Below are 25,555 nucleotides of genomic sequence, written 5' to 3' on the forward strand. Positions count from 1 at the left end.
TCCTTTTCGAATTAGTTCGCGATCCTGTCGCCTTCTCCGCGGCGCGGCCTCATTAAGCCAAAAGCTTAATTTCCCCCCTCCATAAATGATTACGTCATTCCTATATGAATCTGACTGAACTCAAGCAAAAGCCGATTACCGAACTGCTCGAATTAGCCGAACAGATGGGCATAGAAAATATGGCCCGTTCGCGCAAGCAGGACGTGATTTTCTCCCTGCTGAAAAAACACGCGAAAAGCGGCGAGGAAATCTCCGGTGATGGCGTGCTGGAGATTCTCCAGGACGGCTTCGGCTTCCTGCGCTCCGCAGACGCTTCCTACCTCGCCGGCCCTGACGACATCTACGTCTCGCCGAGCCAGATCCGCCGCTTCAACTTGCGCACCGGTGACACCATCGTTGGCAAGATCCGCCCTCCTAAGGAAGGCGAGCGGTATTTCGCCCTGCTCAAGGTCGACACGATCAACTTCGATCGTCCGGAGAACGCGAAAAACAAGATTCTCTTCGAGAACCTGACCCCGCTGTTCCCGACCGTGCGCATGAAGATGGAAGCCGGTAACGGTTCCACCGAAGACCTCACCGGTCGTGTGATCGACCTGTGTGCACCGATCGGCAAAGGCCAGCGTGGCCTGATCGTCGCACCGCCGAAAGCCGGTAAAACGATCATGCTGCAGAACATCGCAGCGAACATCGCCCGTAACAATCCTGAAGTTCACCTGATCGTGCTGTTGATCGACGAGCGTCCGGAAGAAGTGACCGAAATGCAGCGCACCGTGCGCGGCGAAGTGGTTGCTTCGACCTTCGACGAGCCGCCGACCCGTCACGTGCAGGTTGCTGAAATGGTGATCGAAAAGGCCAAGCGCCTGGTCGAGCACAAGAAAGACGTGGTGATCCTGCTCGACTCCATCACCCGTCTGGCCCGTGCCTACAACACCGTGATCCCGAGCTCCGGCAAGGTATTGACCGGTGGTGTCGATGCCCACGCCCTCGAGAAGCCAAAACGCTTCTTCGGCGCCGCGCGTAACATCGAAGAAGGCGGCTCGCTGACCATTATCGCCACCGCGCTGGTTGAAACCGGCTCGAAGATGGACGAAGTGATCTACGAAGAGTTCAAGGGTACCGGCAACATGGAACTGCCTCTGGATCGCAAGATCGCCGAGAAGCGTGTGTTCCCGGCCATCAACATCAACCGCTCCGGCACCCGCCGCGAAGAGTTGCTGACCGCCGACGACGAGCTGCAGCGCATGTGGATTCTGCGCAAGCTGCTGCACCCGATGGACGAAGTCGCCGCCATCGAGTTCCTGGTCGACAAACTGAAAACGACCAAGACCAACGACGAGTTCTTCTTGTCGATGAAGCGCAAGTAGTACGCAGCTGATAGAAGGAGCGCTCCGCAAGGGGCGCTTTTTTTTGTCCGCGATTTATTTGTATCTGGATTGAAATTTGCGCGGCTGCTAACGTCGCGCCTTCAAGGGATTCTGTACCCGGAACAGGTAAGGTTTTTCATGCACACGTTTGGCAATCGCCGTGATATCGACGGCTTACGCGCGCTCGCGGTACTTCCCGTCGTGCTGTTTCATTTCGGATTCAATACATTCAGCGGCGGCTTTGTCGGCGTGGATGTTTTCTTCGTCATCTCCGGATTCCTGATCACCTCGATCCTGTTTCGTGAAATCAGCGCCAAGCGATTCAGCTTTGTCGATTTCTGGGCGCGCCGTGCCCGCCGCATTATTCCGGCCTTGACGGTAGTCATGCTGGTGACGCTGGCGCTGGGTTGGCTGCTGCTGACGGCGAAGGATTTCTCCGAACTTGGCCGGACGGTGCGTTATCAGTCGCTGTTCATCTCCAATATTCTTTTCATGCGCGAGGACGGCTACTTTCAGCCGGCCTCCGATCTGAAACCGTTGTTGCACACTTGGTCGCTGGCGGTTGAAGAGCAGTACTACATTTTCTTCCCGTTACTGATGGCCGCGCTGGTTCGCTATTTCAGGCACTGGCGCTGGATCCTGCTGGCATTGCTGCTGGTTTCCTTTGGCCTGAACATCGCCTGGATTGAGCACAAGCCGGAATTCACTTTTTTTGCCTTGCCGACTCGTGCCTGGGAATTGTTGTGCGGGGCGATGCTTGCGGTAATGCCTGCGCCAAAACAGGCCGTGCGACCGTGGCTGTACCAGATGGTCGGCATTGCCGGTCTGGCAGCGGTGCTGGTCGCCGTTTTCACGTTTGATCGCTCAACGGTGTTTCCCGGGTGGGCGGCGTTGCTGCCGGTACTGGGCACCACTGCCCTGATCTGGTCAGGCGCCCAGGGACCGAGCTGGGCCGCGCGACTGTTGAGTCTGCGGCCGCTGGTCTGGATCGGCCTGCTGTCTTATTCGCTGTATCTGTGGCACTGGCCGATTTACGTGTACGCCAACGCCATTTCCATCGACGGTATCCAGCCGCTCGAGGCGCTCGCCTGGATTGCGCTGGCAGTGGGTCTGGCATGGCTGAGCCTGCGCTACATCGAATTGCCGTTTCGGGAAAAACGTTTGCTGGGTGAACGTAAGTCGATACTGGCGGGTGCGGTAGTGGCCATTGCTGTACTGGTGGCGGTCGGTTCGGCGATTCGCTCGGCCGACGGTATCCCCGGGCGCCTGAGCGGCAAGGCTCTGGAATATGCGCAGGCCCGCGAATGGCGTGCCGGACAAATGAAATGCATGGTGGTGACGCAAGACAAATCGATCGACAAGGCCTGTCTGGTCGGCGGCGAACAGAGTACGCCGCCGACCCAGGCGTTCTGGGGTGACAGCCATGCGGCTGCTTTGATGCCGGCTATCGAGAGCAATGCCCGCCGCGACGGTCGTTCGGTATGGCTGTTCAGTATGAGCGCCTGTCCGCCGATTCTCAGCGACGACCCGCGCCAGCGGTGCAAGGACTTCAATCAGCAAACCATGGACAAAGTGCTCAGCCTTGGCATCAAGGACGTGGTATTGGCGTCCAATTGGAGTCTTTACGTCTATGGTCGCGAGGATGGCGACAAGAAGGTTTTGCTCAACGCCCATGACGATACCGCCCAGGCTGAGCAACGCATGGCCGCTGCGTTGCGCGCTCGCGTGGCCGCCTTGCGCGCAGCTGGCGTGCAGGTCTGGCTGTTCAAGGAAGTGCCGCTGCAACGCAAGGGCACCATCAACCGCCTGACCAGTCTGGCAAGGGTCGGCCGCTCCGCCGAAGGCCTTGGGCGTCCGCTTGAGGAGCATCTGGCGCGTCAGCATTTTCTCGGCAACTTGTTCGCGTCCATGAGCGAAGCCGATCCGGGTGTGCATGTCATCGATCCGACGCCGATGATGTGCGCCGACGGGGTCTGCAGCATCGAGGTCAACGGTCACTCGCAGTACAAGGATGAGGACCATCTCTCGGACATTGGCAGTGCCAGGCTGAGCCCGTTGTTTGCCCCGGTATTGCTGGGCACAAACCGGCATTGAGTACTGCCAGGCTCTGACGGGCTGCTGTTTGCCCGCCAGAGCAGGTAGGATGTACGCCTATTTTGAGGGTGCCATCGTCAATGAAATTCAAGGATCTTCGGGATTTCGTGCAGCAGCTTGAGCAGCGCGGAGAGTTGAAACGCATCCAGATTCCCGTTTCGCCGGTGCTGGAGATGACTGAGGTGTGCGATCGCACGCTGCGAGCCAAAGGCCCGGCGCTGCTGTTCGAAAAACCCACCGGTTACGACATTCCGGTGCTCGGCAACCTGTTCGGCACCCCCGAGCGGGTAGCGATGGGCATGGGCGCCGAGTCGGTCAGCGAGCTGCGCGAAATCGGCAAGTTGCTGGCCTTCCTCAAGGAGCCGGAGCCGCCGAAGGGCTTGAAGGACGCGTGGTCGAAACTGCCGATCTTCCGCAAGATCATCTCGATGGCGCCGAAAGTCGTCAAAGACGCGGTGTGCCAGGAAGTGGTCATCGAAGGCGATGACGTCGATCTGGCGATGTTGCCGGTGCAGACCTGCTGGCCCGGCGACGTCGGCCCGCTGATCACCTGGGGCCTGACGGTCACCAAGGGGCCGAACAAGGAGCGTCAGAACCTCGGCATCTACCGTCAGCAAGTGATCGGCCGCAACAAAGTGATCATGCGCTGGCTCAGCCACCGTGGCGGCGCCCTCGATTTCCGCGAGTGGTGCGAGAAACATCCGGGCCAGCCGTTCCCGGTGTCGGTGGCCCTTGGCGCCGATCCGGCAACGATTCTCGGTGCCGTGACGCCGGTGCCGGACAGCCTTTCCGAATACGCTTTCGCAGGGCTCTTGCGCGGTAACCGCACCGAACTGGTCAAGTGTCGGGGCAACGATCTGCAAGTGCCGGCCACCGCCGAAATCATTCTTGAAGGCGTGATTCATCCGGGCGAAATGGCCGACGAAGGCCCATATGGCGACCACACCGGTTACTACAACGAAGTCGACAGCTTCCCGGTGTTCACCGTCGAGCGCATCACCCACCGGATCAAGCCGATCTATCACAGCACTTACACTGGCCGTCCGCCGGATGAGCCGGCGATTCTCGGCGTGGCGCTGAACGAAGTGTTCGTGCCGATCCTGCAGAAGCAGTTCCCGGAAATCACCGACTTCTACCTGCCGCCGGAAGGCTGCTCGTACCGCATGGCCGTGGTGACGATGAAGAAGTCGTATCCGGGGCATGCCAAGCGCGTGATGCTCGGCGTCTGGTCGTTTTTGCGACAGTTCATGTACACCAAGTTCGTTATCGTCACTGACGACGATATCAACGCCCGCGACTGGAACGACGTGATCTGGGCCATCACCACGCGCATGGACCCCAAGCGCGACACGGTGATGATCGACAATACGCCGATCGACTACCTCGACTTCGCCTCGCCGATTTCCGGCCTGGGCTCGAAAATGGGCCTGGATGCCACCCACAAGTGGCCGGGCGAAACCACCCGCGAGTGGGGCCGCGTAATCGTCAAGGACGACGCCGTCACCCAACGGATCGATGCCATCTGGAATCAGTTAGGAATAGATTGATGCGTGTAACCCTGCAGCCTTCCGGAGCAGTGCTTGAGATACAGCCCGGTGAGCGGATTCTCGACGGCGCACGGCGCCTGGGCTATGACTGCCCGCAAAGCTGCCGCAACGGCAATTGCCACGTGTGTGCAGCGCTGCTGGTCGAAGGCCGCGTCGAACAGGCCGGCAATGTCCACGACCACGGCGAGTTCTACACCTGCATCGCCGAACCGCTGGAAGACTGCGTGCTGTTGTGGGATGGCGTGCTCGCATTGGGTGAGCTGCCAGTGCGCAGCCTGTCGTGTCAGGTCATCGAATGCCGCGAGGTGGGCGGCGACACCTGGCGCGTGCGTCTGCGCGCACCGGCCGGCAAGCCGCCGCGCTATCACGCCGGGCAATATTTGATGATCGAGCGTGAGAGCGGCGAGAAATCGGCGTTCTCCATGGCTTCGGCACCCCACGGCGGGCGTGATCTGGAAATCCATGTGCTGGCGCGCGAAACCAGTGCGTTGAGCCTGATCGAGCAGTTGCAACGCAACCCGCTGGTGCGTGTCGAGTTGCCGTTTGGCGACACGCATCTGGCCGAGTTGCCAAACGGTCCACTGGTGTTGATCGCCGCCGGTACCGGCATGGGCCAGATTCACAGCCTGATCGAACATTGCCGCGCCGAAGGTTTCAAGTATCCAGTGCATCTGTATTGGGGCGTGCGCCGCCCGGAAGACTTCTATCAGATCGAGCACTGGGACGAATGGCAGAAGCTGCCCAATCTGTTCCTGCACAAAGTGGTCAGCGACCAGTGCGGCTGGGAAGGGCGCTGCGGGATGCTGCACGAGGCGGTTTGCGAGGATTTCCCTGATCTGAAGCCGCTACATGTCTACGCCAGCGGTTCGCCGGCGATGGTTTACGGCACGCTGGATGCGCTGGTCGAGGCGGGTATGGATGCGCATCAGATGCGCGCCGACGTCTTCGCCTACGCGCCGCGTTCCTGATACTTATAACTTGGTATATAGCCGATCGGTATTTAACTTAAATAGTAAATGCCGCTAGGTTATATATGCATCAGGCAATTATTCAGTGGCACTTAAATTGCCTTCAAACATATGTGCCTTATTGTTACAGCGGTGCGTTCTATTAAGTAATTCTTCACCCGCGGGGAGCTGAACGCTATTCGCCATGAGCGCTATTGAAAACGCAATTCTGAACCTGGCTTATCCTCCTCGGCTCGATCTTGGGCCGCAGCTGACGCACGAACAACTTCTCGCTTCCATGCAATCGACGATGGCGCGCCACAAGGGCGGGCCGGTGTGGTTGTTCGCCTATGGCTCGCTGATCTGGCGGCCGGAGTGCACGGCAGTCGAGCGCATGCGCGGTCGCGTGCATGGCTACCATCGTGGCTTGTACCTGTGGTCCCACGAGCATCGTGGTACACCGGAAATGCCTGGCCTGGTCTTCGGTCTGGATCGCGGTGGTTCGTGCAGCGGTTTTGCCTACCGCTTGCCGGAAGACAATCTCGATACCGCGCTGTACGCCCTGTGGAAACGTGAGATGCCGTTTCCGTCGTATCGTCCGCACTGGCTCAATTGCCGGCTCGAAGATGGCACTCAGGTGCAGGCCTTGGGCTTCGTTCTTGAGCGCCACCTGCCGAGCTATGCCGGCAACTTGCCGGATCATGTGCTCAGCCAGGTGTTCGCCAGCGCCAGCGGGCGTTACGGCACCACTCGTGATTATGTCGAGCAGACCGCGCACGCCCTGCGCAGCCACGCCATGCCGGATCGAAATCTGGAGGCGCGGCTCAAGCGTTGTAAATCACACAGCGATCAGGCGACCGCTTCACGGCTCTGACTGGCGACTTGCTTGTGCCACAGCGTTGGCGCAAGGAAGGCCATCGCCAGCAGGCAAGCGCCGACCAGCAGGACGAAACCGCCATCCCAGCCGAAGTGGTCAACGGTGTAGCCCATTGCCGCACTGGCTGCGACCGAACCCCCCAGATAACCGAACAGACCGGTGAAGCCCGCTGCGGTACCGGCGGCTTTCTTCGGCGCCAGCTCCAGCGCTTGCAGGCCGATCAGCATCACCGGACCGTAGATCAGGAAGCCGATCGACAGTAGGGCGATCATATCGACCATCGGGTTGCCGGCCGGATTCAGCCAGTAAACCAGAGTCGCCACAGTCACCAGGGCCATGAACACCATGCCGGTCAGGCCACGGTTGCCACGGAAGATCTTGTCCGACATCCAGCCGCACAGCAGCGTGCCCGGGATCCCCGCCCACTCGTAGAAGAAATACGCCCATGAGGTTTTATCCACGGTGAAGCCCTTGGCTTCCTTCAGGTAGGTCGGCGCCCAGTCCAGCACGCCGTAGCGCAGCAGGTAGACAAACACGTTGGCCAGAGCGATGTACCAGAGCATTTTGTTGCGCAGCACGTACTTGACGAAGATTTCCTTGGCGCTGAATTCGTCTTCGTGGCTGGCGTCGTAGCCTTCCGGGTAGTCGTTCTTGTACTGCTCGATGGGCGGCAGGCCGACCGATTGCGGGGTGTCACGCATGGTGATGAACGCAAACACCGCCACGCCCAGCGCGACTGCGGCCGGGACGTAAAACGCCGCGTGCCAGTCGTTGAACAGGCCCATGCCGATCAGGAACAGCGGGCCGATCAGACCGCCGCCGACGTTATGCGCCACGTTCCACACCGAGACCACGCCGCCGCGTTCCTTCTGCGACCACCAGTGCACCATGGTCCGCCCGCTCGGCGGCCAGCCCATGCCCTGCGCCCAGCCGTTGATGAACAGGAGGATGAACATCATCGTTACGCTGGATGTTGCCCACGGCGCGAAACCGAAAATGAACATCACCCCGGCCGAGACCAGCAGGCCGAACGGCAGGAAGAAGCGTGGGTTGGAACGGTCGGACACCAGGCCCATGAGGAATTTCGACAAACCGTAAGCGATGGCAATTGCCGACATCGCCAGACCGAGGTCGCCACGACTGTAGCCTTCGTCGATCAGGTACGGCATGGCCAGGGAGAAGTTCTTGCGCAGCAGGTAGTAACCGGCGTAGCCGATAAAGATACCGGCGAAGATCTGCCAGCGCAGGCGGCGGTAGGTGCTGTCTATTTTTTCTTCAGGCAATGGAGCCTGATGTGCGGCAGGACGAAAGAAAGCAAACATTCAAGAGCTCCAGTTTTCTTGTTTTGACTGCGGATGCGAATGTTACAGTTTCGTTACCGAAAATAGCATCGCTTGACGTCGGCAAAACAGCGGAAATTTGGACAGTTGAGCGTTCCTTTATGAACATGTCGCTCTGAGACAAGTAAGGGGCGCTGAGGGAATGGTGACTTGGGTGGGTTTCTGCGGTTTTGCATATTGTAGAGCCGGATCCAAACGCTAAAGCGATCCGGATTGCTGCTCCGGATCGCTCCATGTTCTTAACGAACCTGAACGACAACCTTGCCCACCGCCTTGCGCTGGCCAAGATCATCGATCGCCTGCGCGGCATTGCTCAGTGGATAGACCTGCGACACCAGCGGTTTGAGCTTGCCCTCGGCAAACCAGGCGAACAGCTGCTGGAAGTTGGCTGCATTGTCCTGTGGCTGGCGTTGGGCAAAAGAACCCCAGAACACGCCGAGCACCGCCGCGCCTTTGAGCAGGGCAAGGTTGACCGGCAGTTCCGGGATGCGTCCGCTGGCGAAGCCGACTACGAGCAGGCGGCCGTTCCAGGCGATGGCGCGGATGGCCTGGTCGAACAGGTCGCCGCCGACCGGATCGTAGATCACGTCGGCGCCCTGGCCGTCGGTGAGGCGTTTGATTTCCTCCTTCAGGCTGCTTTCGCTGTAGTTGATCAACTCGTCAGCCCCGGCCGCTTTGGCCACCGCAAGTTTCTCGGCGCTGCTGGCGGCGGCGATCACCCGGGCACCCATGGCTTTGCCTATCTCTACCGCGGCGAGTCCAACGCCGCCCGACGCGCCGAGCACCAGCAGGGTTTCGCCCGGTTGCAGGTCGGCGCGTTGCTTGAGCGCGTGCATCGAGGTGCCGTAGGTCATGCTGAATGCAGCGGCAATGTTGAAGTCCATCGACGGTGGAATCGGCAACACGTTGTAGCCTGGCACCGCAACCTGCTCGGCGAAGCTGCCCCAACCGGTCAGCGCCATGACCCGGTCGCCGACTTTCAGGTGGCTGACCTTTTCCCCGACTTCGCGCACCACGCCCGCCGCTTCACCGCCCGGCGAGAAGGGGAAGGGCGGTTTGAACTGGTATTTGCCCTCAATGATCAGCGTGTCCGGAAAGTTGACTCCGGCGGCGTGCACGTCCAGCAGGATTTCATTCTTCTTGGCGACAGGACTGGCGACGTCTTCCAGCACCAGCGATTCGGCAGGGCCGAAGGCTTTGCACAGCACGGCTTTCATCAGGGCTATTCCTTTGGGAGTGATGGCCGATAAGTGTAGGTGTGTGAATCAACGGGTCAACGAGCATGCCCGGCCCTGATAGTCAGCCATAAGCTTGTGCTTGCGCGGCGGGTCGTTATGCTAGGCCGCAAACCGGATAAGGAGCGAATTGTGAAAGCGTGGATCATGTTGTTGCTGGCCCTGTCTCTGCCTGTGGCAGCACTGGCTGAAGAAGCCAAAGAAGGCGAAGCGCCGAAAGTCAATTACATCACCCTGAGCCCGCCGTTCGTCGGCAATTACGGCCTCGACGGGACTGCCAAACTCAAGGTCTACAAGGCCGATGTGGCCCTGCGCGTAACTGGCGAAGAGGCGACCAAACTGGTCAAGGCCAATGAGCCGCTGATCCGCAATCAGCTGGTGGCACTGTTCACTCAGCAATCGACCGAGGCCATGGGCAGCATCGAGGGCAAGGAAAAGCTGCGTCAGGAAGCGTTGAAGCAGACTCAGCAGGTGATGAATGATGAGACCGGCAAGCCGGTGGTTGAAGATCTGTTGTTCAACAACCTGATCATTCAGTAAGTCGTTCGCTGTCCGGGCCGGCCTCTTCGCGAGCAGGCTCGCTCCCACAGGGTTATTCGGTGAATGCAAAAATGTGCATCACCACCAATCCACTGTGGGAGCGAGCCTGCTCGCGGAAGCTATTTATCAGGCAAAAATGAATCAGGGTTTGAGCGCGATGACTGCCGCCCACTGCTCCGCCGTAACCGGCATCACCGACAACCGCGAGCCCTTCTGCACCAGTGGCATTTCGGCCAGCGCCGTCTGCTGCTTCAGATAATCGAGCTTCAACACCCGTGCAAACGTCTCGACATGCTCGACATCGATCGCGCTCCAGGCATTTTTCTCCGGCGTAGCTTTCGGATCGAAGTAGTGACTGGCGGGCTCCAGTGCTGTCGGATCGGGATACGCTGCTTCGATTATCTTGCCGATCCCGGCAATCCCCGGCTCCGGGCAGCTGGAATGGTAGAAAAAGAACGCGTCACCCACGGCCATCGCCCGCAGGAAATTGCGCGCCTGATAATTGCGAACCCCGTCCCAGCGCGCCTTGCCGAGCTTTTCCAGACCCCTGATCGAGAGTTCGTCGGGCTCTGATTTCATCAGCCAGTAGGCCATGTGGTGTGCTCCTGAAGCGGTCATTGGGCAGGTTGTCGGGCAATTTTATGACAAACCGACAGTCGGTTGACGTCAGCGTTTGCGCACAGGTTCACGTTGCCGCAAAATGCCGGCCTTTAAAGCTTGACGCTGCTGCACGGCCTACGAACGGAAACCGCTGCTGTCATCGTGATGATGTGCCTTGAGGGGGGCAATCGATGAAACGCAAACCGGATTTGCTATGGACTTTGGTAATTTTGTTTGGCTTGGGCGTGGTAACCACCGGTTACGCGCAGAGCCTGTGGGCGAACAAGACCGACGCGCCGATTGAAGTGGCGCAACAGGTGCAACAGTCGACCGCTTTCAAACGCTGAACCTGTCTCTTCGACGCCGCTGTTCTGTGCGGCGTCTACTCTGCGAAATACCACGCTTTGTCGGTGACCGTGCCTTGTAACGGGACATCCCAGCTCGCCTGCGCCAAACGTTCAACCTTCTGACATTCATGGGCCAGGCCCAGCAGCTTCGGCTTGCGCCAGTTCTTGCGCCGGGCCAGGTAGGCGAGGCTGCGATCATAAAATCCGCCGCCCATGCCCAGGCGCCCGCCGACATCGTCAAACCCCACCAGCGGCAACAACACCAGATCCAGCGCCCAGACCTTGCGTTGCCGAGCCAGATTGGCCCGGGGCTCAAGAATCCGGAAACGATTGGGCGTGAGCTTTTCGCCGGGCCGGATGCGCTGGAAGACCATTTTCGTTCGCGGCCAGGCGCTGAGTACCGGCAGATAAGTCGCCTTGCCACGACGCTGGGCTTCGCGCAGCAGCAAGCGCGGATCGATTTCACCGTCGGTGGGCAAATACAGAGAGATATGTTTTGCCCGGCGAAAGTGCGGGTCTTGGGCCAGTTGCCGGAACAGGCCTTTGGCAGCCTGGCGTTGTTCGCCCGGCGTCAGTGTGCGGCGCGCCTTGCGCAGCAGGCGGCGGAGTTGCGGGCGGGGCAGCAGCGCGGGTTCGGTCATGGTTCGGCTTCGGCAGGTGGATGCAAAAACGTACGCATAAAAAATCCGATGTCGGCATACACCGACATCGGATTCGAATCAGGCTCCCCGGATGAACCGCTGTCAACTCAGCCCTTGAACCCGAAAGTTCAAGGTGGAAGAAGCAGTAGACTTTAAGGCTTTCCGTCTAGCGGACATGCACACCAGCCCAACGTGCAACTTCCAGGGTAGTGCGAATCGGCTCCGGGACATCGTCAACTGGCAAGCACCCCAGGGAGTGCGGCGAGTATACCTCAAGCTGTCAGTCGAATCAGCCCTTGGCGGTGTTCTGATCGTCGGCCAGGACCAGATCGACACGATCGAGCAAGTCGCGCACCTGTTCGCGGGTCGAACCGCTGGCCTGGATGTCCGGGCGCTCTTCTTTGTGCAACAGGTCGTGGGTGATGTTCAGCGCGGCCATCACGGCAATGCGGTCGGCACCGATGACTTTGCCGCTGCTGCGGATCTCGCGCATCTTGCCGTCCAGGTAGCGGGCGGCGCTGACCAGATTGCTGCGTTCTTCCGGCGGGCAGATGATCGAATACTCTTTGTCGAGGATCTGCACGGTAACGCTATTGCTTGAACTCATGAGTCTTGCTCCAGGGCCTTGAGGCGCGAAATCATCGATTCGACCTTACGCCGGGCGATTTCGTTTTTTTCAATGAGGTGAGCGCGTTCCTCGCGCCAGGTTTTTTCCTGAGCTAGTAAGAGTGCGTTTTGACTCTTAAGTTGCTCGACTCGGCCAATCAGCAGTTCGAGTCTGGCCATCAGCGCTTGCAGGTCGGTGTCTTCCATTGGGTCCACGTGTTCGTCTGATGGGTGGTAACTGGCGGACAGCCTTTAATGGTCTTGGCGGGGCTGTCGATGTAGGATACAAGGCCTTCATTCTAGACATAGCGCCGTCTGGCGCCTAGCTGCCCATGACCATTGCGAATTCCCCGTACCAAGCCTTTGCCACCCTGCTGACTGCCAGCGGCCACAACGTCTCGCCTGCCGAACTGCACGGCGTGCTGCTCGGGCGCAGTTGCGCCGGCGCCGGCTTCGATCACGAAGGCTGGCTGATCGACGCCGCCGAACTGCTCGAAGGCGATATTCAGGACAATGTCCGCAATGCCCTGATCGGCTTGCAGGAGATGGTCAAAGGCGAACTGACCGGCGACGACGTCACCGTCGTTCTGCTGCTGCCGACCGACGATGCACCGCTGGCCGACCGCGCTGCTGCGCTGGGCGAGTGGTGCCAGGGCTTCCTCAGCGGTTTCGGCCTGAACTGCCGCGACAGCAGCATGCTCAGTACCGAAGCCACCGAAGTGCTGCAGGATCTGGCGGCCATTTCCCAGGTGCAGGATGCGCTGGAAGAATCCGAAGACGGCGAATCCGACTACATGGAAGTCATGGAATACCTGCGCGTTGCGCCGTTGCTGCTGTTCTCGGAAACCAAAAAATCCGATGTGCCGCCAGCCGCCAAACCTTCGCTGCATTAATCGCGTGACAGGGAAAGCCATCTGCCCATGACCCATATCCCGAAAGCGGAATACAGCCGTCGCCGCAAGGCCCTGATGGCGCAGATGGAACCCAACAGCATCGCGATCCTCCCCGCCGCCGCGGTGGCCATCCGCAACCGCGACGTCGAGCATGTCTACCGTCAGGACAGCGACTTCCAGTACCTCAGCGGTTTTCCCGAGCCACAAGCCGTCATCGTCCTGATGCCCGGGCGCGAGCACGGCGAGTACATCCTGTTCTGCCGTGAACGCAACGCCGAACGCGAATTGTGGGATGGCCTGCGGGCAGGGCAGGAAGGCGCGATCCGCGAATATGGCGCCGACGATGCTTTTCCGATTACTGACATCGACGACATCCTCCCGGGCCTGATCGAAGGCCGCGACCGGGTGTACTCGGCGATGGGCAGCAACCCCGAGTTTGATCGGCACCTGATGGACTGGATCAACGTGATCCGTTCCAAGGCGCACCTCGGCGCGCAGCCACCGAATGAATTTGTTGCCCTGGATCATCTGCTGCACGACATGCGCCTGTATAAATCGGCGGCAGAAGTGAAGGTGATGCGCGAAGCCGCGCGGATTTCGGCGCAAGCGCATATCCGCGCGATGCAGGCCAGTCGTCCGGGGCTGTATGAATACAGCCTTGAAGCCGAACTGGATTACGAATTCCGCAAGGGCGGGGCGAAGATGCCGGCCTACGGTTCGATCGTCGCCGCCGGACGCAACAGCTGCATCCTGCATTACCAGCAGAATGACGCGCTGCTCAAGGATGGCGATCTGGTGCTGATCGACGCCGGTTGCGAGATCGACTGCTACGCCAGCGACATCACCCGCACGTGGCCGGTGAATGGCAAGTTCTCCCCGGAGCAGAAAGCGATCTACGAGTTGGTGCTGGCTTCACAGGAAGCCGCGTTCGCCGAGATCGCACCGAACAAGCACTGGAACCAGGCGCACGAAGCCACGGTGCGGGTGATCACCACGGGTCTGGTCAAGCTTGGCTTGTTGCAGGGCGAAGTTGACGAACTGATCGCCAGCGAAGCCTACAAGGCTTTTTATATGCACCGCGCCGGGCACTGGCTGGGCATGGATGTACATGACGTCGGCGAGTACAAGGTCGGCGGTGAATGGCGCGTGCTGGAGGTCGGCATGGCGCTGACCGTGGAGCCGGGCATCTACATCGCAGCGGACAATCAGAACGTGGCGAAGAAATGGCGTGGCATTGGCGTGCGCATCGAGGATGACGTGGTCGTGACCCGATCCGGTTGTGAAATCCTCACCAGCGGCGTGCCAAAAACCGTCGCCGAGATCGAAGCGCTGATGGCCCAAGCAAGGACACACGCAGCATGAGTCGAGTCAATCTGGCAATCATCGGTGGCGGTCTGGTCGGCGCCAGTCTGGCGTTGGCGTTGCAGGCCGGGGCCAAGGCGCAGGGCTGGAAAATCGTCCTGATCGAACCGTTCGCTCCCGGCGACAGTTGGCAGCCGAGCTACGACGCCCGCTCCTCGGCGCTGTCGTTCGGCTCGCGGCAGATTTATCAGCGCCTGGGCGTGTGGCAGGAAATCTCCCGCCGCGCCGAGCCGATCAAACAGATTCACGTCTCCGACCGTGGCCGCTTCTCCACCGCGCGCTTGTCGGCGATGGAAGAGGGTGTGCCAGCGCTCGGTTACGTGGTGGAAAACGCCTGGCTTGGCCAGTGCCTGTGGCAGCACCTCGACAAAGACGTGATCACTTGGCGCTGCCCGGCGGAAGTCACGCGCATGGAGCCGTTGGCCGATGGCTATCGTCTGACCCTCAACGATGAAACCACGCTGGAATGCGACCTCGCGGTGCTCGCCGATGGCGGCCGATCCGGGTTGCGCGAACAGTTGGGCATCAACGTGCGCACGCGTCCGTACAACCAGAGCGCACTGATCGCCAACATCACCCCGAGCGAAGCGCACAACGGCATGGCCTTCGAGCGCTTCACCGACGAAGGGCCGATGGCCCTGCTGCCGTTGCCGGACAATCGCTGCGCACTGGTGTGGACGCGGCTGGGCATGGACGCGCAGCGTCTGACTGAATTGAGCGAGCGTGATTTTCTCAGCGAATTGCAAAGCGTGTTCGGTTACCGCCTCGGCACTTTGAAACAGGTCGGCGCGCGGCATCTGTATCCGCTGTCACTGATCGAAGCTGAAGAACAGGTGCGTTCGCATCTGGCCGTGCTCGGCAACGCCGCACACAGCCTGCACCCGATCGCCGGGCAGGGCTTCAACCTGTCGCTGCGTGACGCCGACGCCTTGGCTGCCGCGCTGCTGGCCAGCGACAAGCCGCTGGGCGACTTCGCTACGTTGCAAGCCTATCGCGAACGGCAGCGCCTCGATCAGGACCTGACCGTGGGCTTCTCCGATCAGGTCACGCGCCTGTTCGGCAGCTCCCAGCCGCTGGTGTCGCTGGGGCGCAACCTCGGCCTGCTCGGGCTCGACCTGCTGCCGCCAGCCAAACGCTGGTTTGCCCGGCAGGCCATGGGCCTGGGAACCCGTCCGGATGCTTGAGTGGCTGAGCAACACATTCGGCAAGGCGCGATTGATGCGCTGGGTAATGACTTTCTACCCGCCGTATCTCGGCGCCGGAGTGCGAGTTCGGCACATCAGCGATGACTTTCGCGACGTGCAGGTGTCCATGGGGTTGGGCTGGTACAACCGCAACTACGTCGGCACCCAGTTTGGCGGCAGTCTGTATTCGATGGTCGACCCGTTTTTCATGTTGATGCTTATGGAAAACCTCGGTCCGAAATACATCGTCTGGGACAAGGCCGCCGACATCGACTTCATAGCGCCGGGCAAAGGCCCGGTGTTTGCCCGGTTCAACATCGACCAGACCCTGCTCGACGAGATCCGCCGGCAGACCGCCAACGGCGACAAATACCTGCCGCAGTTGCAGGTCGACATTCATGACGGCGCCGGCAACCTTGTGGCGCGGGTCGGTAAAACCCTTTACGTGCGGCTCAAGCCGCAAGCGAGACAGGCCTAAAGCATGGAAATGCGCGCAGATCTGCTGATTGTCGGAGCCGGAATGGTCGGCAGCGCCCTGGCGCTGGCGCTCCAGGACAGTGGGCTGGAAGTGCTGCTGCTCGACGGCGGCCCGTTGAGCGTTAAGCCGTTCGCTGCCGAAGCGGCGTTTGAACCGCGCGTCAGCGCGCTGTCGGCGGCGAGCCAGCGCATCCTCGAACGCCTCGGCGTCTGGGACGGCATCGGCCTGCGGCGCAGCAGCCCGTACACCGACATGCACGTCTGGGATGGCAGCGGCACCGGGCAGATTCATTTCTCGGCGAGCAGCGTGCATGCCGATGTGCTCGGCCACATCGTCGAGAACCGCGTGGTGCAAGATGCCTTGCTCGAGCGTTTGCATGCCTGCGATCTGGGCATGCTGGCCAATGCGCGGCTGGAACAGATGCGTCGCTCCGGCGATGACTGGCTGCTGACCCTGGCTGACGGCCGCACATTGCGCGCGCCGCTGGTCATCGCGGCGGACGGGGCCAATTCCGCAGTGCGCCGTCTCACCGGGGTGGCGACTCGCGAGTGGGATTATCTGCATCACGCGATCGTCACCAGCGTGCGCTGCAGCCAGCCGCATCGCCAAACCGCCTGGCAGCGCTTTACCGATCACGGGCCGTTGGCGTTTTTGCCTTTGGAGCGTGACGGTCAGCAGGACTGGTGCTCGATTGTCTGGTCGACTACGCCGGGTGAAGCCGAGCGCTTGATGGCGCTGGAGGAGACTGCGTTTTGCGCTGAGCTGCAGCGAGCGTTCGAAGGGCGTCTCGGTGAAGTGATCAGTGCCGATCCGCGTTTGTGCGTGCCGCTGCGTCAGCGTCACGCCAAGCGTTATGTCGCTGAGGGCCTGGCGTTGATCGGTGATGCGGCGCACACCATTCACCCGTTGGCGGGGCAGGGTGTGAATCTTGGTTTCCTTGACGCAGCGGTGCTGGCCGAAGTGCTGCTGCAAGCGCATGAGCGCGGTGAGCGGCTGGCGGACGTGAAGGTGCTGAGTCGCTACGAGCGTCGACGCATGCCGCACAATCTGGCGCTGATGGCCGCAATGGAGGGCTTCGAGCGGTTGTTCCAGGCCGATCCGCTGCCGCTGCGCTGGTTGCGCAATGCCGGGTTGAAAATGGTCGAGCAGATGCCCGAGGCGAAGGCGTTGTTTGTGCGCGAGGCGTTGGGGCTGACGGGGGACCTTCCAGCTCTGGCAAAGCCCTGACCTCCTCATTGAGGCTGGTGGCCCCTTCGCGAGCAGGCTCGCTCCCACAGTTGCAATGCATTCCAATGTGGGAGCGAGCCTGCTCGCGAAAGCGTCAGCCCACTCACCGCAGTTTTGCGTTGTGCAACATCTGGTAACGCCTTCCCCCAGTGTTCGATTGTGGTGGTAAATGTGAGTCCTTATCATTTGGCCCACATTTCCCGACCGAGAGACCACTCCCATGTTGGCATCCAAGCGTCTTCTGACCGCACTGGCCTTGACCCTGATCGGCAGCACCACTGCCCAGGCTGCCGATGAGGTGGTGGTTTACTCGTCGCGTATCGATGAGCTGATCAAACCGGTATTCGATGCCTATACCGCCAAGACCGGGGTGAAGATCAAGTTCATCACCGACAAGGAAGCGCCGCTGATGCAGCGCATCAAGGCCGAAGGTGAAAACGCCACCGCCGACCTGCTGCTCACCGTCGATGCCGGCAACCTGTGGCAGGCCGAGCAGATGGGCATCCTTCAGCCATTCACTTCGCAAACCATCGACACCAATATTCCCGCGCAATATCGCTCGTCCACCCACGCCTGGACCGGCCTGAGCCTGCGCGCGCGGACCATCGCCTATTCCACCGAACGGGTGAAGCCGGGCGAACTGACCACCTATGAAGCGCTGGCCGACAAGAACTGGGAGGGCCGCCTGTGCCTGCGCACGGCGAAGAAGGTCTACAACCAGTCGCTGACCGCGACCATGATCGAAGTCCACGGCGCCGAGAAGACCGAGAAAATCCTCAAGGGCTGGGTCAACAACCTGTCCACCGACGTGTTCTCCGATGACGTTGCAGTGCTGGAGGCGATCAACGCCGGGCAGTGCGACGTCGGCATCGTCAACACCTACTACTACGGTCGCTTGCATAAGCAAAAACCTGAATTGCCGGTGAAGCTGTTCTGGCCGAATCAGGCTGATCGCGGCGTGCATGTGAATCTGTCGGGCATCGGCCTGACCAAACATGCACCGCACCCGGAAGCCGCGAGAGCCTTGGTGGAGTGGATGACCACGCCTGAGGCACAGAAGATTTTTGCCGACGTGAACCAGGAATTCCCGGCCAACCCGGCGGTGGCGCCATCGGAAGAAGTGGCGGCGTGGGGCAAGTTCATTGCTGATACCTTGCCGGTAGAAGTGGCGGGCAAGCGTCAGGCCGAAGCGATCCGGATGATGGATCGGGCGGGGTGGAATTGAGTCTGCCGCTGTAAAGATCAAAAGATCGCAGCCTTCGGCAGCTCCTACAGGGGAACGCGTTTCTAATGTAGGAGCTGCCGAAGGCTGCGATCTTTTTGCTTTTGTCGCTACACTCCACGACCTATCCACGAGACCCAAAAGTGGCCCACCCCGCCCAACGCCGCTGGTACCCCATCGTCTTCGCCATCGCCGCGCTGGTGCTCTTGCCGCTGAGCGTGCTGCTGCTGTCGTGGCAGACCATCGATCAGCAGATCTGGTCGCACCTGTGGCAAACCCAGATGCCGCGTCTGCTCGGCAATACCCTGACGCTGATCCTCGGCGTCGGTGTCGGCGTGACCCTGCTGGGCGTCAGCCTCGCGTGGCTGACCAGCCTCTGCGAGTTCCCCGGTCGGCGCTGGCTCGACTGGGCGCTGATGCTGCCCTTCGCCATTCCGGCCTATGTGCTGGCGTTCGTCTTCGTCGGCCTGCTGGATTTCGCCGGCCCCGTGCAAACCCTGCTGCGCGAATGGTTCGGCACCGGTCTGCGGCTGCCGCGAGTGCGGTCCACCGGCGGGGTGATCGTGGTGCTGGTGCTGGTTTTTTATCCCTACGTTTATCTGCTGGCGCGTACCGCGTTTCTGGCCCAGGGCAAGGGTTTGATGGAAGCGGCGCGGGTGCTCGGGCAGTCGCCGTGGCAGGCGTTCTGGCGGGTTGCGCTGCCGATGGCGCGTCCGGCGATTGGCGCGGGCGTGGCGCTGGCGCTGATGGAAACCCTCGCCGATTTTGGCGCGGTGTCGGTGTTCAACTTCGACACCTTCACCACGGCAATCTACAAGACCTGGTACGGCTTCTTCAGCCTGCCCAGCGCCGCGCAACTGGCCAGTCTGTTGCTGCTGGTGGTGATGCTGGTGCTGTACGGCGAGCGCCGCGCGCGCGGGGCGAATCGGGCCGGCAATGAGCGGCCACGGGTGAAGGCGCTGTATCACCTGCGCGGGCTCAAGGCATTCGCGGCGACAGGCTGGTGTGGATTGGTGTTCGCCTGCGCCTTCGTTATCCCGGTTTTGCAACTGATCGTGTGGTTCTGGCAGCGCGGGCGCTTCGATCTGGATGAACGCTACGCCGGGCTGATCCTGCACACGCTGTATCTGGGCGCGATGGCAGCGCTGATCACCGTCAGCGTTGCGCTGTTGCTGGCGTTTGCCCGGCGCCTGGCACCGACCCAAGCGATCAACTCCGGGGTCGGTCTGGCCAATCTCGGCTACGCCTTGCCCGGTTCGGTGCTGGCGGTGTCGATCATGCTGGCCTTCAGTTATCTGGATCGTGAGCTGGTGATTCCGTTTTCGTCATGGCTCGGCGGTGCCGGCAAACCTTTGCTGCTCGGCAGCCTCGCAGCGTTACTGATGGCTTATCTGGTGCGCTTCATTGCTGTCGCTTACGGGCCGCTGGAAAGCAGTCTGGCGCGTATACGGCCATCTTTGCCTGAAGCGGCACGTAGCCTGGGTGTCAGTGGGCCACGACTGTTTTTCAAAGTGTATCTGCCGCTGTTGCTGCCCGGCACCTTGAGCGCGGCGTTGCTGGTGTTCGTCGATGTGCTCAAGGAAATGCCCGCGACCCTGCTGATGCGCCCGTTTGGCTGGGACACGCTGGCGGTGCGCATCTTCGAAATGACCAGCGAAGGCGAATGGGCGCGCGCCTCATTGCCGGCATTGACCCTGGTGCTGGTTGGTCTGTTGCCGGTCATCGGGCTGATCCGACGTTCAGCGCACCGAAACACTTAGTAGTGAGTCCTACATCATGCGGCTACAATGCGCGGCATTCGGTGCGGTTCGTCTGACAGACCCGTGCGCTGGAATCGGCTGCAAGCCTTACTTATCAAGGCTTTCAGCCGTATAGCGGCGGTCCGCACCCTCGCCACGCCCGGAAGGAGAAACCCATGGGACAGCGTACGCCTCTGTATGACCTGCACCTCGCGCTTGGCGCGAAGATGGTCGATTTTGGCGGTTGGGACATGCCACTGCATTACGGCTCGCAGGTCGAGGAGCACCACGAAGTGCGCCGCGATTGCGGGGTGTTCGATGTTTCCCATATGACCGTGATCGATGTCACCGGCGCCCAGGCCAAGGCCTGGCTTCAGCATTTGCTGGCCAACGACGTCGAACGTCTGCACCGCCCGGGCCGGGCGTTGTACAGCACCATGCTCAATGAGCGCGGTGGCATCGTCGACGACATGATCGTCTACCGCCTCGACGACGCTTACCGGCTGGTGTTCAACGCCTCGACCCGCGATCAGGATCTGGCCTGGATGAACGCCCAGCTCGGCGCCTACGACGTGCAATTGCACGAGCGCTGCGAGCTGGCGATGCTCGCCATTCAGGGACCGCAGGCGCGGCACAAGATTGCCGAACTGGTCACCCAGTCGCGCGCCACGCTGATCCAGCAACTCAAACCTTTCGAAGGCGCCATCGACGGCGACTGGTTCATCGCGCGTACCGGTTACACCGGCGAGGATGGCCTGGAAATCTGCCTGCCCGCCAATCAGGCGCCGGGTTTCTTCAACGATCTGGTCGGTGCCGGTATTTCGCCGATCGGCCTTGGCGCTCGCGACACCTTGCGTGTCGAGGCCGGAATGAACCTGTACGGTCAGGACATTCATCAGGACGTTTCACCGCTGGCCTCGAACATGGCCTGGAGCATCGCCTGGGAGCCGGCCTCGCGGCAGTTCATCGGCCGCGCGGCGCTGGAGGCGGAAAAAACCGCCGGCGTGGCGCACAAACTGGTCGGTCTGGTGCTGGAAGAACGCGGGGTTTTGCGCGCTCACCAGGTGGTGCGCATCGCCGATGTTGGCGAAGGGGAGATCACCAGTGGTAGTTTCTCTCCTACGCTGAGCAAATCGATTGCCCTGGCGCGTGTACCGATGGCAACCGCCGACCGCGCCGAAGTGGAAATCCGTGGCAAGTGGTACCCGGTACGGGTGGTCAAACCGACCTTCGTCCGCCATGGCAAAACTTTGATCTAACCTTTTTTGGCGGGCACGACCGCTGACAATTTCTCGAGGACACCGAAGATGAGCGATATCCCTGCCGAACTGCGTTTTGCCGAAAGTCATGAATGGGCGCGTCTGGAAGCCGACGGCACCGTCACCGTGGGCATCAGCGATCACGCGCAGGAAGCGCTGGGCGACGTGGTGTTCGTCGAGTTGACCGAAGTCGGCAAGGTGTTCGCCGCCGGTGATCAATCCGGCGTGGTCGAGTCGGTGAAAGCCGCCTCCGACATCTACGCCCCGGTCAGCGGTGAAGTCATCGCGATCAACGAAGAGCTGGGCGGCTCGCCCGAGCTGCTGAACTCCGACCCGTACGGCGCGTGGATCTTCAAGCTCAAGCCAAGCGACAAGGCCGAGCTGGACAAGCTGCTGGATGCTGGCGCGTACAAGGCTGCAATCGGCGAGTAAATTGCCGGCCAAACCCGAAGCCCCGATTCGTCGGGGTTTTTTTATGGGCGACGAATATCCCTTTGTGGGAGCGAGCCTGCTCGCGAAAGCGCCATATCAGTCGATACCAATGTGTCTGAAACACCGCTTTCGCGAGCGGGCTCGCTCCCACAGGGACGGCGTGATCTTGAAAATTCGCCTGCTATGCTGGTTTGACCGTGTCATTGACGCCAAGCGCCAGCCAGGAGAGCCCGTCATGTCCCAGTCGCCGTCCCTGAGCCAGTTACGCGATTCCGAAGCCTTTATGCGCCGCCACCTCGGCCCGGATGCCGCCGAGCGGCAGGCGATGCTCGACAGCCTCGGCCTGGGCAGTCGCGCCGAGCTGATCGAGCAGACTGTGCCACCGGGCATTCGCTTCAATCGCGCACTGGATTTGCCGCCGGCCCTCGACGAACAGGCTGCGCTGGCGAAGCTGCGCGGTTATGCCGAGCAGAATCAGCTATTCACCAGCCTGATCGGCATGGGCTACCACGGCACCGTCACGCCAACCGTCATTTTGCGCAACGTCCTGGAAAATCCCGGCTGGTACACTGCGTACACCCCATACCAACCAGAAATCGCCCAGGGCCGGCTCGAAGCGCTGCTGAATTTTCAGCAACTGACCATCGACCTTACCGGTCTGGAACTGGCCAACGCCTCGTTGCTCGATGAGGCTACCGCAGCGGCCGAAGCCATGGCTTTGGCCAAGCGCGTGGCGAAGTCGAAGAGCAATCTGTTCTTTGTGGATGAAAACTGCCATCCGCAAACCCTCTCCGTGGTGCAGACTCGCGCCGAAGGCTTCGGCTTCGAGCTGATCATCGACGCGGTGGATAATCTGGCGCAGCACGAGGTGTTCGGTGCGCTGCTGCAATATCCCGACACTCACGGCGAAATCCGCGACCTCAAACCCTTGATCAATCACCTGCACGCGCAACAGGCCCTGGCCTGTGTCGCCACCGATTTGCTCAGCCTGCTGTTGCTGACGCCGCCGGGTGAGTTGGGTGCCGATGTGGTGTTCGGTTCGTCCCAGCGCTTCGGTGTGCCGATGGGTTATGGCGGGCCGCACGCGGCGTTCTTCGCCAGCCGCGAGGAATACAAACGGGCGATTCCGGGGCGGATCATCGGTGTGTCGAAAGATGCTCGCGGCAACGTCGCGCTGCGCATGGCTCTGCAAACCCGCGAGCAACACATTCGCCGCGAGAAAGCCAATTCGAACATCTGCACAGCGCAGGTGCTGCTGGCCAATATCGCCAGTTGCTACGCGGTGTATCACGGCCCCGAGGGTTTGAAGCGTATCGCCCAGCGCGTGCATCGCCTGACCTGCATCCTCGCGGCGGGCCTTGAGCGCAACGGCATCAAGCGGCTCAACAAGCAGTTCTTCGACACCCTGACCCTGGAGGTCGGCGGCGCACAAACCGCAATCATCGAAAGCGCTCAGGCAGCGCAGATCAACCTGCGCATTCTTGGTCGCGGCCGCGTCGGGCTGAGTCTGGACGAGGGTTGTGATGAGCACACCGTGGCCAAACTGTTCGATGTGCTGCTCGGCGCCGATCACGGCCTGAGCGTTGATGCGCTTGATGCGCAGGACATCGCCTCGGGAATTGCTCACGAACTCCAGCGCAGTACGCCGTACCTGCAACATCCGGTGTTCAACGCCCATCACAGCGAAACCGAGATGCTGCGTTATCTCAAACAGCTGGAAAACAAGGATCTGGCGCTCAACCAGTCGATGATCCCGCTGGGCTCGTGCACGATGAAACTCAACGCCACCAGCGAGATGATCCCGATCACCTGGCCGCAGTTCGCCCATCTGCATCCGTTCGTGCCGAGTGAGCAGGCCGTTGGTTACACGCTGATGATCGAGGAGCTTGAGCGTTGGCTCTGCGCGATTACCGGTTTCGATGCGATCTGCATGCAGCCCAACTCCGGCGCGCAGGGCGAGTACGCCGGGCTTTTGGCTATTCGCAAATATCACGAGAGTCGGCGCGAGGGCGCGCGGGATATCTGTCTGATTCCGTCGTCGGCCCACGGCACCAATCCGGCCTCGGCGCAGATGGCCGGGATGCGTGTGGTGATTGTCGAATGCGATGAGGCGGGCAACGTCGATCTGGATGATTTGAAGCTGAAAGCCGCCGAGGCCGGGAACAAGTTGTCGTGCCTGATGGCGACCTATCCGTCGACCCACGGGGTTTACGAGGAAGGCATCAGCGAAATCTGCGCAGTGATTCACCAGCATGGCGGCCAGGTGTATATGGATGGCGCCAACCTCAATGCCCAGGTCGGCCTGGCCAGACCGGCGGACATCGGCGCCGACGTGTCGCACATGAATCTGCACAAGACCTTCTGCATTCCCCATGGCGGCGGCGGGCCGGGTATGGGCCCGATCGGCGTTCGCGCGCATCTGGCGCCGTTTGTGGCCAACCACCCAGTGGTGCCGATCGACGGGCCGCTGGCGCAGAACGGCGCGGTCAGCGCAGCACCCTGGGGCAGCGCGAGCATTTTGCCGATCAGCTGGATGTATATCGCCATGATGGGCCCCCAACTGGCGGACGCTAGCGAGGTGGCGATTCTGGCGGCGAATTATCTGGCGCAACATCTATCCGGCGCGTTCCCGGTGCTCTACACCGGGCGCAATGGCCGCGTGGCCCATGAATGCATTCTTGATCTGCGCCCACTGAAGGCGCAGACCGGCATCAGCGAGGAAGACGTTGCCAAGCGGCTGATGGATTACGGGTTCCACGCGCCGACCATGTCCTTCCCGGTGCCCGGTACGTTGATGGTCGAGCCGACCGAGAGCGAATCCAAGGCAGAGCTCGACCGCTTCATCGCGGCGATGCTGAGCATTCGCGCCGAGATCAATGAAGTGCAGAAGGGCAACTGGCCGGGCGAAGACAACCCGCTGAAGCGCGCGCCGCATACCTTGGCCGATGTCACCGGAATCTGGGAACGGCCCTACAGCATCGAACAGGCCATCACCCCGGATGCGCACACGCGCTTGCACAAATATTGGCCGGCGGTGAATCGGGTGGATAACGTTTACGGCGATCGCAATCTGTATTGCGCCTGTGTACCGGTCGATGATTACCGCTGATCTCTAAATCCACCACCGTCCCTGTGTGAGCGAGCCTGCTTGCGAAAGCAATCGTCCAGCCAGCATTTTCAGTGACTGGCTCACCGCTTTCGCGAGCAGGCTCGCTCCCACAAGGCATGGTGGTGAGGCGGTAATCCGGGCAAAAAAATGCCGCTCGATCGAGCGGCATTTTTCATGGCGCGAGGCTTACTCGGAAGCCACGGCGTTCTTCGCCAGGATCGCGTTCGCCAGTTCCATGTCCGAAGCCTGCAGGCCCGGGTTGTCGGCGCGGACTTTCTGCATCGCCGCTTCCAGGTACGGGCCACGGATGCCGCCGTCGCTGGCGACGAAGCTGCCGGCGTCGTCCTGGGCGGCGACGATCAGCTTGTGATCCTTGAACGTCAGGTAGGTCGATCCGGTGGTGGCACCGGAGGAAATGACGTTACGCCAAAAGCTGTCCGCCATGGCCGAACCAACGGGAAGCGACAGCAGGGCCAAGGTGGCGACAGCGAGTTTGAGACGCATGATGAGGT

24 protein-coding genes and 1 other RNA gene are annotated in these 25,555 nt (G+C 61.0%); 17 read left to right on the top strand and 8 right to left on the bottom strand.

From position 1 onward, the window contains the following. The first annotated feature begins 104 nt into the window (after positions 1-104). The 5 genes from rho (at position 105) to AC4IHP_RS02070 (ending at position 6,826) form a co-directional block, all read left to right on the top strand. The gene (gene rho / locus AC4IHP_RS02050) at positions 105-1,364 is read left to right on the top strand and encodes a transcription termination factor Rho (protein ID WP_003229334.1); all 1,260 of its coding nucleotides are present in this window, start codon (positions 105-107) and stop codon (positions 1,362-1,364) included. A 138-nt stretch (positions 1,365-1,502) separates the two neighbouring features. Beyond that, positions 1,503-3,458, top strand: coding sequence for an acyltransferase family protein (locus AC4IHP_RS02055; protein ID WP_490830758.1), 1,956 nt, complete (start codon positions 1,503-1,505; stop codon positions 3,456-3,458). A gap of 80 nt (positions 3,459-3,538) precedes the next feature. After that, complete coding sequence (gene ubiD, locus AC4IHP_RS02060) at positions 3,539-5,005, top strand: 4-hydroxy-3-polyprenylbenzoate decarboxylase (protein ID WP_039757427.1); 1,467 nt, start codon at positions 3,539-3,541, stop codon at positions 5,003-5,005. Beyond that, positions 5,005-5,973 (top strand): CDP-6-deoxy-delta-3,4-glucoseen reductase, encoded by a 969-nt coding sequence (locus AC4IHP_RS02065; RefSeq protein ID WP_460122218.1) that lies wholly within the window; start codon positions 5,005-5,007, stop codon positions 5,971-5,973. The genes ubiD and AC4IHP_RS02065 overlap by 1 nt, the downstream gene beginning before the upstream one ends. Positions 5,974-6,157: 184 nt before the next feature. Beyond that, positions 6,158-6,826: a gamma-glutamylcyclotransferase gene (locus AC4IHP_RS02070; RefSeq protein WP_024014748.1), complete on the top strand. Its 669-nt coding sequence runs from the start codon at positions 6,158-6,160 to the stop codon at positions 6,824-6,826. On the opposite strand, the gene glpT is transcribed toward AC4IHP_RS02070, so the two are convergent. Further along, positions 6,802-8,151 carry a glycerol-3-phosphate transporter gene (gene glpT / locus AC4IHP_RS02075; RefSeq protein WP_024014747.1) on the bottom strand — a complete coding sequence of 450 codons (1,350 nt, stop codon included), beginning with the start codon at positions 8,149-8,151 and terminating at the stop codon, positions 6,802-6,804. The two genes, AC4IHP_RS02070 and glpT, sit on opposite strands and share 25 nt — an antisense overlap. A gap of 257 nt (positions 8,152-8,408) precedes the next feature. Continuing rightward, positions 8,409-9,386 (bottom strand): NADPH:quinone oxidoreductase family protein, encoded by a 978-nt coding sequence (locus tag AC4IHP_RS02080; protein WP_490830759.1) that lies wholly within the window; start codon positions 9,384-9,386, stop codon positions 8,409-8,411. A 150-nt stretch (positions 9,387-9,536) separates the two neighbouring features. On the opposite strand from AC4IHP_RS02080, the gene AC4IHP_RS02085 reads away from it, so the two are divergent. Beyond that, positions 9,537-9,944, top strand: a complete 408-nt coding sequence (locus tag AC4IHP_RS02085) for a flagellar basal body-associated protein FliL (protein ID WP_056791694.1) — start codon at positions 9,537-9,539, stop codon at positions 9,942-9,944. 141 nt (positions 9,945-10,085) lie between these two features. Here AC4IHP_RS02085 and AC4IHP_RS02090 read toward each other — a convergent pair whose 3' ends face one another. Beyond that, positions 10,086-10,538, bottom strand: a complete 453-nt coding sequence (locus AC4IHP_RS02090; RefSeq protein ID WP_490830760.1) for an EVE domain-containing protein — start codon at positions 10,536-10,538, stop codon at positions 10,086-10,088. A 197-nt stretch (positions 10,539-10,735) separates the two neighbouring features. Between AC4IHP_RS02090 and AC4IHP_RS02095 the strand changes: the two genes are divergently transcribed. Next, complete coding sequence (locus AC4IHP_RS02095; protein ID WP_024014743.1) at positions 10,736-10,891, top strand: hypothetical protein; 156 nt, start codon at positions 10,736-10,738, stop codon at positions 10,889-10,891. Between the two features lie 35 nt (positions 10,892-10,926). On the opposite strand, the gene AC4IHP_RS02100 is transcribed toward AC4IHP_RS02095, so the two are convergent. The 4 genes from AC4IHP_RS02100 to AC4IHP_RS02115 all read right to left on the bottom strand — a co-directional run bounded on the left by AC4IHP_RS02100 (position 10,927) and on the right by AC4IHP_RS02115 (position 12,345). Next, a complete protein-coding gene (locus AC4IHP_RS02100; protein ID WP_490830761.1) occupies positions 10,927-11,532 on the bottom strand; it encodes a 5-formyltetrahydrofolate cyclo-ligase in 606 nt (201 codons plus the stop codon). A gap of 80 nt (positions 11,533-11,612) precedes the next feature. Beyond that, positions 11,613-11,791: non-coding RNA, 6S RNA (gene ssrS / locus AC4IHP_RS02105), on the bottom strand. 30 nt (positions 11,792-11,821) lie between these two features. After that, positions 11,822-12,139: a cell division protein ZapA gene (locus AC4IHP_RS02110; protein WP_016772632.1), complete on the bottom strand. Its 318-nt coding sequence runs from the start codon at positions 12,137-12,139 to the stop codon at positions 11,822-11,824. Further along, positions 12,136-12,345 carry a TIGR02449 family protein gene (locus AC4IHP_RS02115; protein ID WP_007911197.1) on the bottom strand — a complete coding sequence of 70 codons (210 nt, stop codon included), beginning with the start codon at positions 12,343-12,345 and terminating at the stop codon, positions 12,136-12,138. Before AC4IHP_RS02115 ends, AC4IHP_RS02110 begins: the two co-directional genes overlap by 4 nt. Before the next feature lie 125 nt (positions 12,346-12,470). On the opposite strand from AC4IHP_RS02115, the gene AC4IHP_RS02120 reads away from it, so the two are divergent. From AC4IHP_RS02120 to gcvP, 10 genes are all read left to right on the top strand, one after another. Then, on the top strand, positions 12,471-13,031 hold the full coding sequence (locus AC4IHP_RS02120; RefSeq protein WP_041476897.1) for a YecA/YgfB family protein: 561 nt from the start codon (positions 12,471-12,473) through the stop codon (positions 13,029-13,031). 27 nt (positions 13,032-13,058) lie between these two features. After that, positions 13,059-14,393 (top strand): Xaa-Pro aminopeptidase, encoded by a 1,335-nt coding sequence (gene pepP / locus AC4IHP_RS02125; protein WP_206421407.1) that lies wholly within the window; start codon positions 13,059-13,061, stop codon positions 14,391-14,393. Beyond that, on the top strand, positions 14,390-15,577 hold the full coding sequence (gene ubiH, locus AC4IHP_RS02130; protein WP_490830762.1) for a 2-octaprenyl-6-methoxyphenyl hydroxylase: 1,188 nt from the start codon (positions 14,390-14,392) through the stop codon (positions 15,575-15,577). Before pepP ends, ubiH begins: the two co-directional genes overlap by 4 nt. Next, a complete protein-coding gene (locus AC4IHP_RS02135) occupies positions 15,570-16,055 on the top strand; it encodes a DUF4442 domain-containing protein (RefSeq protein WP_223630409.1) in 486 nt (161 codons plus the stop codon). Before ubiH ends, AC4IHP_RS02135 begins: the two co-directional genes overlap by 8 nt. A gap of 9 nt (positions 16,056-16,064) precedes the next feature. Continuing rightward, entirely contained in the window at positions 16,065-17,282 is a 1,218-nt protein-coding gene (locus AC4IHP_RS02140) for a 2-octaprenyl-3-methyl-6-methoxy-1,4-benzoquinol hydroxylase (protein WP_490830793.1), read from the top strand. Between the two features lie 220 nt (positions 17,283-17,502). Continuing rightward, positions 17,503-18,507 carry an extracellular solute-binding protein gene (locus AC4IHP_RS02145; RefSeq protein ID WP_490830763.1) on the top strand — a complete coding sequence of 335 codons (1,005 nt, stop codon included), beginning with the start codon at positions 17,503-17,505 and terminating at the stop codon, positions 18,505-18,507. Positions 18,508-18,647: 140 nt separating this feature from the next. Beyond that, the gene (locus tag AC4IHP_RS02150; RefSeq protein ID WP_490830764.1) at positions 18,648-20,264 is read left to right on the top strand and encodes an ABC transporter permease; all 1,617 of its coding nucleotides are present in this window, start codon (positions 18,648-18,650) and stop codon (positions 20,262-20,264) included. A 155-nt stretch (positions 20,265-20,419) separates the two neighbouring features. Beyond that, positions 20,420-21,502: a glycine cleavage system aminomethyltransferase GcvT gene (gcvT, locus tag AC4IHP_RS02155; protein ID WP_490830765.1), complete on the top strand. Its 1,083-nt coding sequence runs from the start codon at positions 20,420-20,422 to the stop codon at positions 21,500-21,502. Positions 21,503-21,550: 48 nt separating this feature from the next. Next, positions 21,551-21,934, top strand: a complete 384-nt coding sequence (gcvH, locus tag AC4IHP_RS02160) for a glycine cleavage system protein GcvH (protein ID WP_186630647.1) — start codon at positions 21,551-21,553, stop codon at positions 21,932-21,934. A 235-nt stretch (positions 21,935-22,169) separates the two neighbouring features. Continuing rightward, entirely contained in the window at positions 22,170-25,043 is a 2,874-nt protein-coding gene (gene gcvP, locus AC4IHP_RS02165; protein ID WP_490830766.1) for an aminomethyl-transferring glycine dehydrogenase, read from the top strand. Positions 25,044-25,229: 186 nt separating this feature from the next. On the opposite strand, the gene AC4IHP_RS02170 is transcribed toward gcvP, so the two are convergent. Beyond that, complete coding sequence (locus tag AC4IHP_RS02170; protein ID WP_172667868.1) at positions 25,230-25,550, bottom strand: DUF2388 domain-containing protein; 321 nt, start codon at positions 25,548-25,550, stop codon at positions 25,230-25,232. Between the last annotated feature and the right edge of the window lie 5 nt (positions 25,551-25,555).

The organism is Pseudomonas sp. UF-293, assembly GCF_058245595.1.